At 46.1% G+C, this 8,960-nt stretch carries 11 protein-coding genes and 1 tRNA gene; 8 read left to right on the forward strand and 4 right to left on the reverse strand.

Annotated features, from left to right (window positions below; all coding sequences use genetic code 11):
- The first annotated feature begins 262 nt into the window (after positions 1–262).
- From BLR42_RS23155 to BLR42_RS20960, 5 genes are read left to right on the forward strand one after another with little or no spacing between them, the layout of a single operon-like run.
- Entirely contained in the window at positions 263–514 is a 252-nt protein-coding gene (locus tag BLR42_RS23155; protein WP_091873420.1) for an Ig-like domain-containing protein, read from the forward strand.
- 11 nt (positions 515–525) lie between these two features.
- Positions 526–1,875 carry an MATE family efflux transporter gene (locus BLR42_RS20950; protein ID WP_091873423.1) on the forward strand — a complete coding sequence of 450 codons (1,350 nt, stop codon included), beginning with the start codon at positions 526–528 and terminating at the stop codon, positions 1,873–1,875.
- Positions 1,865–2,335, forward strand: coding sequence for a GNAT family N-acetyltransferase (locus BLR42_RS20955; RefSeq protein ID WP_091873425.1), 471 nt, complete (start codon positions 1,865–1,867; stop codon positions 2,333–2,335). The genes BLR42_RS20950 and BLR42_RS20955 overlap by 11 nt, the downstream gene beginning before the upstream one ends.
- A gap of 27 nt (positions 2,336–2,362) precedes the next feature.
- On the forward strand, positions 2,363–2,521 hold the full coding sequence (locus BLR42_RS23160) for a hypothetical protein (RefSeq protein ID WP_170832921.1): 159 nt from the start codon (positions 2,363–2,365) through the stop codon (positions 2,519–2,521).
- Positions 2,521–3,036 carry an O-acetyl-ADP-ribose deacetylase gene (locus BLR42_RS20960; protein ID WP_091873428.1) on the forward strand — a complete coding sequence of 172 codons (516 nt, stop codon included), beginning with the start codon at positions 2,521–2,523 and terminating at the stop codon, positions 3,034–3,036. Before BLR42_RS23160 ends, BLR42_RS20960 begins: the two co-directional genes overlap by 1 nt.
- Here the strand turns inward: BLR42_RS20960 and BLR42_RS20965 are convergent.
- From BLR42_RS20965 to BLR42_RS20980, 4 genes are all read right to left on the reverse strand, one after another.
- Positions 3,006–3,389, reverse strand: a complete 384-nt coding sequence (locus BLR42_RS20965; RefSeq protein WP_139165237.1) for a hypothetical protein — start codon at positions 3,387–3,389, stop codon at positions 3,006–3,008. The two genes, BLR42_RS20960 and BLR42_RS20965, sit on opposite strands and share 31 nt — an antisense overlap.
- The gene (locus BLR42_RS20970; protein WP_091873433.1) at positions 3,359–3,550 is read right to left on the reverse strand and encodes a hypothetical protein; all 192 of its coding nucleotides are present in this window, start codon (positions 3,548–3,550) and stop codon (positions 3,359–3,361) included. Before BLR42_RS20970 ends, BLR42_RS20965 begins: the two co-directional genes overlap by 31 nt.
- Positions 3,551–3,586: 36 nt before the next feature.
- Complete coding sequence (locus BLR42_RS20975; protein ID WP_091873435.1) at positions 3,587–3,838, reverse strand: hypothetical protein; 252 nt, start codon at positions 3,836–3,838, stop codon at positions 3,587–3,589.
- Between the two features lie 452 nt (positions 3,839–4,290).
- Entirely contained in the window at positions 4,291–5,277 is a 987-nt protein-coding gene (locus BLR42_RS20980; protein ID WP_091873437.1) for a WYL domain-containing protein, read from the reverse strand.
- A gap of 237 nt (positions 5,278–5,514) precedes the next feature.
- On the opposite strand from BLR42_RS20980, the gene BLR42_RS20985 reads away from it, so the two are divergent.
- The 3 genes from BLR42_RS20985 to BLR42_RS20995 all read left to right on the forward strand — a co-directional run bounded on the left by BLR42_RS20985 (position 5,515) and on the right by BLR42_RS20995 (position 8,511).
- Positions 5,515–5,578 (forward strand) — tRNA-Ile (locus BLR42_RS20985).
- 189 nt (positions 5,579–5,767) lie between these two features.
- Positions 5,768–7,225, forward strand: a complete 1,458-nt coding sequence (locus tag BLR42_RS20990) for a DUF2828 family protein (protein WP_091873440.1) — start codon at positions 5,768–5,770, stop codon at positions 7,223–7,225.
- A 68-nt stretch (positions 7,226–7,293) separates the two neighbouring features.
- Complete coding sequence (locus tag BLR42_RS20995) at positions 7,294–8,511, forward strand: RtcB family protein (protein WP_091873443.1); 1,218 nt, start codon at positions 7,294–7,296, stop codon at positions 8,509–8,511.
- Positions 8,512–8,960 lie beyond the last annotated feature (449 nt).

Genomic DNA, 8,960 nt, shown 5'->3' on the forward strand with positions numbered 1-8,960 from the left:
CTGTGTAGCAGCTGCCCTTACATATCTGAGTTCTATGAAACACTTACAAATATAAGCAGCTTAAATCCACAGTTGGAATAGCAACTATTGATGCACCTTGATAACTTAAAAGTCTGTATTTCTGATTCATAGGGACAGTCTACCCATTTTTAGGACTGATTCCCGCTTATTCTAGGCATCCATTTCAAAAAAATCGGATTATGAGTTTGATTTCAGAGGTTTAAGTTGTCATGAATAATTCAGGTTTACTAATGTCAAATCCATACATCTTTCCAAGAAGAGTGTTTCCGTAGAAGTTGGCAAGACGACAAAGGTTAAGGCATCTGTAAAGCTCGATGATAATTCCAAGAAGATGAAAGAGCATGCACCAATGTTCCGTTATAAATCTTCTGATGAGAATGTTGCTGTTGTAGATGAAAACGGAAATATCACGGGCGTCGGCGCAGGAACATGTGACATATATTATTATGCTGTAAACGGTATTTCGAAGACATTAAAAGTGACCGTGCAATAAGTGAGGAGTAAATGGAGAAACAAATAGATTTTACAGAAGGAAAAATACTAAGGCCTCTGCTGGAGTTTGCAATTCCGGTGCTGTTTGCGCTGTTTTTGCAGTCCTTGTACGGTGCGGTTGACCTTCTGATAGTAGGAAAATTCGGAGAGTCCGCGGATGTTTCGGGAGTCTCCACCGGCTCGCAGATAATGCAGACAATCACTAACCTCATGACCGCCTTATCCCTGGGCATCACTGTTTTCCTGGGACAAAAGATCGGAGAGAAAAAAGGCGAGGAAGGCGGAAACGTTGTCGCAAACGGAATAATGCTTTTTCTGACGCTAGGAGTGGTTTTGACAATACTTATCCCGCTGTGTTCGAGCGGTCTTGCGAAGGCGATGAACGCACCGCAGGAGGCGTTTGACCTGACTTCTGCGTACATAAGAATTTGCGGAATGGGAATCATTATCATAATAGCTTACAATCTGATCGGCAGTATTTTCAGGGGTCTTGGGGATTCCATCACACCGCTGGTGTCTGTGCTGATCGCCTGTATTTGTAACATTGTCGGAGACCTTGTGCTGGTGGCCGGTTTTAAGATGGGAACCCGCGGAGCGGCGTACGCCACAGTGGCTGCGCAGCTGGTGAGCGTGATAATCTCGCTGATTTTGATTAGGAAAAAGACGCTGCCCTTCACACTTACCAGACAGAGTTTCAGTCTGGACAAAAGTATTATAGGGAAAATTCTTTTCATAGGTACGCCGGTTGCGCTTCAGGACCTTCTCGTGGGCATCTCATTCCTGGTGATCCTGGCAATAGTTAACGCGCTGGGACTTGTGGCCTCCGCGGGAGTTGGCGTATCGCAGAAAGTATGCGGATTCATCATGCTGATTCCGTCGGCGTTTGCCCAGTCGATGTCCGCTTTCGTATCGCAGAACAGAGGCGCAAAGAAATACGACAGAGCCTTCAAGGGCCTGAAATATGCGATAGGCGTGTCTTTCATCTTTGCAGTGGTTATGTTTTACATGGGATTTTTCCACGGCGATATTCTGGCGGGACTTTTTGCTAATGACAAGGAAGTCATCATGGCGGCCTGGGATTATCTGAAGGCGTACGCCATCGACTGCCTGTTTACATGCTTTTTATTCTGCTTCATCGGATTCTTCAACGGCATGGAATATACGAAGTTTGTCATGCTTCAGGGAATCGCCGGTGCATTCCTCATAAGGATTCCGGTGTCGTATTTCATGAGTAAGCAGGAGCCGGTATCACTTTTCAAAATCGGCCTTGCGACGCCGTGTTCAACCATCGTTCAGATCATAATGTGCTTCATCTGCATGTTTTATCTGCAGAGAAAATTGGGGGAAAATCATGAGCATTGACTACAAGAAACTGACGCAGGAGTACCTGGACACAATCATCAGCATGAGAATCAATCAGCTGACGGAGGAGTACACTTCAGAAGGAAAAACACCCCCTGAAGGCGTTGACCTAAGCGCAGCACTTCGCAATTTTTATACGAAAAATATGGCTGCCGGCACGTATGTCTCATGGCTGGCATTCGATGGAGATAAAATTGTGGGAACGAGCGGAATGTCGTTTGCAGAGAAACCGCCGTACTTCACGTGTCCGTCCGGAAGGCTGGGAATCCTGTCGAGCATGTATACCGATCCGAATTATCGCAGAATGGGGATAGCAACCGCGCTCCTCGACAGAGTTGTCAAGGAAGCAAAGGACTACGGCTGCGGAACAATTTACATCACGGCCTCCAACATGGGCGTTAAGCTCTACGAGGCCTATGGATTCAAGCATAATGGCAATTTCATGCAGTATAATTTTTAGTTAAGGAAAATGACTGAGGAGGTGCTTATGGCAGTTTACAGGTGTAGAGCGTGTGGTTACATTTTTGATGAGGAGAAGGAAGGAAAAAGCATCCGTGATATCGATGTGTGCCCGAGATGCAAGCAGCCTGACGATATGTTTGTGCTGGTTGAAGAAGACGGAAACGCAGAAGGGAAGGAAGAATAATGAGCAGCATAAATTATCATGCAGGCGATATAACTAAACTCAAAGTAGATGCGATTGTTAACGCAGCGAACTCGAGTCTACTCGGCGGAGGCGGCGTTGATGGCGCAATACACAGGGCTGCGGGGCCCGAGCTTTTGAACGAGTGCAGAACGCTTAACGGCTGCAGAACCGGTGAGGCCAAGATCACGGGAGGTTACAACCTTCCTGCGAAGCATGTAATTCACACAGTGGGACCGATTTACAGCGGCAGTGCCTCGGATCCGGAGGACCTTCGTAACTGCTACTGGAACAGTCTGGAGCTGGCAAAAAAGAATGACCTTCACAGCATCGCTTTTCCTGGAATATCTACAGGAGTTTACGGGTATCCCAAAAAAGAAGCGGCAAAGGCTGCCCTCGCCGCTGTTAATGATTGGATTGCTGAAAACGCCGGATACGAGATAGAGATAACCATCGTGAATTTCTCGGAAGAGGATTATCTGATCTATCAGAAAACCGCGGCGGAGATGTTTAACTGAAAATTTCCAATAGTAACTGATGTAAGCTTCTTGTAGTTCTTGAAAGCATTCTCAGCTATGCCTGTAACTTTGTATTCGGAAGTTCCGATAGTTACAGTGTCGGGAATGATTATCTTCTTAATTTTCTTGTCCTTCGGACCGGTGACGTTGTTGGAAACAGCTACCTTAGCCTTGACCTGATAAAGGAACTCAAGGCCGACAATTTCAGCCTTGGTTGCGGTATCGCTCTGCATCTTTACAGCTAGGGCGTTAGCACAAAATCTGCCTATAACAAAGGTACCGTTTTCTTTTCGAAGAATTACTTTATAACCTCGAACACCATCTATTTTGTGCCCGGCTGGGATGGATCCCATTTTAAATTTGTTGGTGTAGGAAGCTGTTTTGACGGTCTTACATAGTGGAATTCAGGACTGTAATCGCTAACAACGCCGGTATTATAATCCTTATCCGTACTGTTTAGACCGGCCTTAACACGGAAGCGGTAGGTTCCTGTCTCCTTGATATCGTAATCCAAAGAAACATTCTGTACGCCACTTGCCGATCCCCAATGCTAGGTCATGATGGTTTTGTCATCTTTCTCCAAGTAAACAAAATAGTAAGCTTCCTGATCTACGACTGTGAAAATTGCGTGATGATTATCACTCCATTTAAGGTTAGTAGGTGCAACCAGAGCTGCGGGTGTTTCTGTCTGAGCCGCGGATGTTTCTGCTGCAATAACGGTGAATTTTGTTAATCCGATTACTGAAAATAGACACGGCATAGCTGTGGTGAAATATAAAAGATTTCTCTTGATTTTGTTCATTCCTCCCCTTATAAAATTTTCATACCCTCGGACTCTTATACTACATAAAAACTGTGAAATGTGGAATGTGGAAAGAAAAAAGTAAATCTTCCGAAGGAAAATTGCTAAGTGGATTTATGCAGAAATCATGGGTTACCAAGATAACATAAATAATGCATAGATCTGGGTATGGAAAAGATTTTTTGATGCCAAGAAAAAGTGAAAATGAAGAATATCTTGGTAGTGACTACTTCATGAGCAACCAAGATAATAAGAATAATACAAAAATCTTGGTACGAAAAAGAATTTTTGCTACCAAGATAAAGTGGAAAAAAGAAATATCTTGGTAGAGCTGCTTCCAAGCACTACCAAGATATAAAGAATAGTCAACATATATTGGTACAACAAGTTTTGAACACTACCAAGAAAACAAGAAAAGCAATCGTATCTTGGCACAACAAGCTATAAACTCCTCACCTACTATATTCCCTCAGCCCATAATAATAGAACTTCCTAATCTTTTCCTTGAGGGATTCCGGCCCGATTACGATGGCGTCGCGGCCGAAACGCTTGAAGTACTCCTCAAGCTGGAGCTCGGGCCAATCAAAGTAATAGAGATCGCCTTCAATCTTGGAGACAAGTGGACGGTTCTTGGTGATGGCCTTGAACTTTCTGACACCGTAGGGGTTGAGACGGACGACAGCCTGCACGGTAAGACCCACGGAATGAGGGCTGCGGAGGGCCTTTTCCCGAAGCTCTTCCTGAATGTCAGGATTAACAGCAAAAGTATCGGAGGTCACAAAGACACTTCTAAGTCTGGAGATGCGGAAAGTCCTGGGCTTTTTGGCGCGCCTATCGAAGCACAGCAAATAGTTGCACTGCTCCTCCTTGGAAGGCGCAATGATATAGGGCTCGACATAGTAAGCCTTGTTGTCGCCTGAGGTTGTGGTCGTGAAAGAGAGGACCTTGTGCTCCTTTAGTGCCCGTGAAATATCCTCATAGCTATCTTTGAAAATGATGGCTTCTCGCTCGCTTCGCGGAATGGATAGGTAAGCATTGAACATGTCCTTGAGGTACTGCGAGAGAGAAGTTTCTGCCAGCATATTGTTCTCGATTATCTTCAGAATTTCATAAGAAGACCCGCTCACAGTCAGGGTGAGAGCGGAGTTTTTGCCGCTCTGGTGGCGGTCAGCCTTAATATATGTGCTCACGATCTTATCTGCAAGAAAAGCTGCATCCTTCTTACTAATAGAAGAAAGCTCGCTCAGATCCTGCATAATATTCGCGAGCAGTGAGTCGCTGTCGTGCCTATACTGATCAAAGTAGTTCACAATCAGCGTCTTGAGAAAAGCGTTGAGATTCACGCTCTCGTCATTCTTGGTGAACTCGAAGAGTTCAGCGTCATTTATAAGTCTTGATTTTGTATCCTCTGAAAGATAGATTTTATACTTCTCTGTCATATCGTGCCTCTTTTATGGGGATGTATATTACATCATAAAAAACATATATAAGCTATTTATAACATTATATTGGGGTTGCAGAAAAGAGTCAAACTGCATCTTTTTATCTCCAATACACTGCGCTATGATTAAGTCACAACGAAGACAAAGCCAAGTCACAAGCGGCCTGGCGAATCACAAAGTCAAGTCACAACAGACTTGGCGAGTTACAAAGACACAGACAGCAACTAACTTACAGGATAGCTAAGAGGTGAAGCACCGGATGAATAATCCGTGATCGCGGGTTCAAATCCCGCTCCAGCCCGGAAGGGTGTATGTGTCTTGAAAAAAAGAAGATACTAACAGCAATTAACTAGGGACGCGTTGAAAAGTCAGCTGTAGCATGATTTAGGCATTGCGGGGTAAGAGCCCGCGGCGCGTAAAAAACAGTATCTTGAAAAGCGGCTCATGGAAGCTACAGATCTGTGAGCAACAACAGGAGGAAACCAACATGTTATCATTCTTAAAGAAAGAAGCAAACATCACATATACAGAGAACGGCGCAGTTACCTATGTTTCAACACAGTCCGACTGCCTTGATCTTTTCGCAACAATAGGCGCGCTCAGAAGAGCTTCCGAGGAAGACATCATCACCAGATTCGTGAAGGCGTACGCTGAGGATGCGGACCTTGCCATGAAAATGCTCTTCTTTGCAAGAGACATCAGAGGCGGCCTCGGTGAGAGACGTGTTTTCAAGGTAATCCTTAAGTACCTCGCCGCTACAGAGCCTGAGTCTGTTAAGAAGAATATCGCGAACGTTGCTGAGTACGGCAGATACGACGATCTTCTTGCGCTCATGGACACACCTGTGGAAAAAGAAGTCATGAACTACATAGAGCAAACACTTCGCTCAGATATGAACGCCACCACCAACATCTCTCTCTTGGCAAAATGGCTCCCTTCCATCAACGCAAGCAACAAGGAAACCATAAGAAATGCAAAGAAGATCGCGAAGGCCCTTGGCATGACTGACTCCGAGTACCGCAGAATCCTGTCGGCACTCAGAGCGCAGATCAAGATCATAGAGAACAACCTCCGCGAGAAGGACTACACATTTGACTACGAGAAGCAGCCCTCCAAGGCGCTCTACAAGTACAGACAGGCCTTCATCAGAAATGACGGCGAGAGATATCAGGCCTTCATAAATAGAGCGGAGGCGGATCCTTCTGTCATGAATACAGGCGCGCTCACACCTTACGATGTTATCGCACCCGTGATAGACAGAAGAGGTAAACCCTTCAGCGTGGAAGAGAGACAGGCGATGAACGCTACCTGGAACGCACTCCCGAACTTTGCGGGTGCGGAAAAATCTCTCGTAGTTGTCGACGGCTCGGGCTCAATGTACGGCTGGGGAAATCCCACACCGGCAGCAGTTGCGCAGTCCCTTGGCATCTACTTTGCAGAGAAAAATACAGGCGCTTTTCATAATCACTTCATCACCTTCTCAGCGAACCCGAGACTCGTGGAGATCAAGGGATGCGACATAGTGGAAAAAGTCCGCTACTGCATGCGGTTTAACGAAGTCAGCAACACCGACATCGAAAAGACCTTCATGCTAATCTTAAGAACTGCCGTAAACAACAAACTCACGCAGGCTGACATGCCGGAGAAACTCTATATCATCTCCGACATGGAGTTCGACTACTGTGCTAACAATTCCGGAATGACCAATTTCGAGAACGCGAAGGCGCAGTTTGCAAGATATGGCTTTAAGCTTCCCCAGATAGTTTTCTGGAACGTGTCGAGCCGCAATCAGCAGCAGCCTGTAAAAATGAATGACCGCGGCGTGGCGCTTGTATCAGGCTGCAATCCGCAGATCTTTTCAATGTTAAAAGACGGCGATTTAGAACCCTACAAATTCATGATGAGCGTCCTTTCATCAAAAAGGTATGAAAGGATAGCCGCATAGCTGGGCCCCCAAAAAGAAAACAGCCGGGAGCGTGCAATACTCCCAGCTCTGACAAAAAGGAAAAACCAATGAACACAATAGAGATAAAAGGAAAAGTAAATACTGCTCTGTGCTTCGCTAAGGTGATCGAGGACGAGGCAATCGAGCAGATAAGAAGAATGTGCGACTACCCCATGACCGAGGGCTCCAAGATCAGAATCATGCCCGACGTCCATGCGGGGAAGGGCTGCACCATCGGGACCACCATGACCATCACAGACAAGGCAGTGCCCAACGTCGTGGGCGTGGATTTGGGCTGTGGTATGTACACTGTTAATCTCGGAAAACAGCAAATCGACCTTGAGAAGCTTGATATGGCGGCTTTTACCGTGCCTTCAGGAAGAGAGGTCTGGGAGGGCAGAGTCGAGAAATTCGACTTAACCGAGCTTCGCTGCTACAGACAGCTTAAGGACACCAAGCGTCTCGAGAGATCCCTCGGAACGCTCGGCGGCGGCAACCACTTCATCGAGGTTGACAGAGCTGCTGATGGAACCCAGTATCTCATAATCCATTCGGGCTCCAGAAACTTAGGAAAACAGGTCGCTGAGCTCTATCAGACACTCGCCGTGGACCTTGCAAAAGGTATAGGAGATTATCTCGAGGCGAGGGATGAACTCATAAGAACCTACAAGGAGCAGGGCAGAAGAAGCGAGATCCAGGCTGCACTTAAAGAGCTCTACCATAAAAAGTATGTCGAGTTTCCGTCAACCATGCCCGAGGATCTTTGCTACTTATCGGGAAAATACCTTGAGGACTACCTTCACGATGTGGAGATATGCCAGAGATTTGCCAAGAGAAACCGCGAGAAAATGGCCGAGATTTTACTTGAGAAATCAGGTTTGTCAGGCGGGGAGTCTTTTCACACGATACATAACTACATCGACACCGACGAGATGATCCTAAGAAAAGGCTCAATCGCGGCCCACAAGGGAGAGAAGGTTCTGATACCCATCAACATGAGGGACGGATCCGTGCTTGCGATCGGCAAGGGAAACCCCGAGTGGAACTACTCCGCACCCCACGGCGCCGGAAGAATCATGTCCAGAACCGCTGCGAAGAACAACCTCTCCATGGAGGAGTACAAGGAGTCAATGAAGGGAATTTTCACATCCTCCGTCTGCGAGGCGACAATCGACGAGGCCCCCATGGCCTACAAATCCCTTGACGACATCATCGACGTGATAGGGGAGTCGGTGGAGATTGTGGACGTCATGAAGCCGATCTACAACTTCAAGGCCTCAAACTGATATGTGCATGAGCTGTGAAAACTGAATAATGAACAATATAGGCTAAGCAATTTTGTTAATTGTTTAGCCTATTTTTCTGATGCTGGCGTAATTTATAATTGTTTTTGTAGCGTTAAGTCATGATTCTTTTTGTGACGATAGTGTCAAATAATCTATGAAAAAAATAGGTCAAAAAAATAGGCTCAGATGAACCTTGAAAAATGCAGATATTTAGATTGAGGTAGCCGGACGCCACCCTTGACAGCACAAAAAATAACTGCTGACGGTTAATCACCGACGGCGAAGAACTCAAGAACAATCAGATTTTCTCCGTCGTTTGCAGCAGTGTAGCAGTTATTTTTTGTGCCATCAAGGGCAAGCCGCTAACGCGGTGGCTGGGTTATTACCTCTGGCTCAGAATCTAAGAACAATCAGCCTGCAGCCTGGAGCTCAATTATTTTTTGCTGACC

This window comes from Butyrivibrio sp. INlla16 (assembly GCF_900104155.1).
GTDB lineage: Bacteria > Bacillota > Clostridia > Lachnospirales > Lachnospiraceae > Butyrivibrio.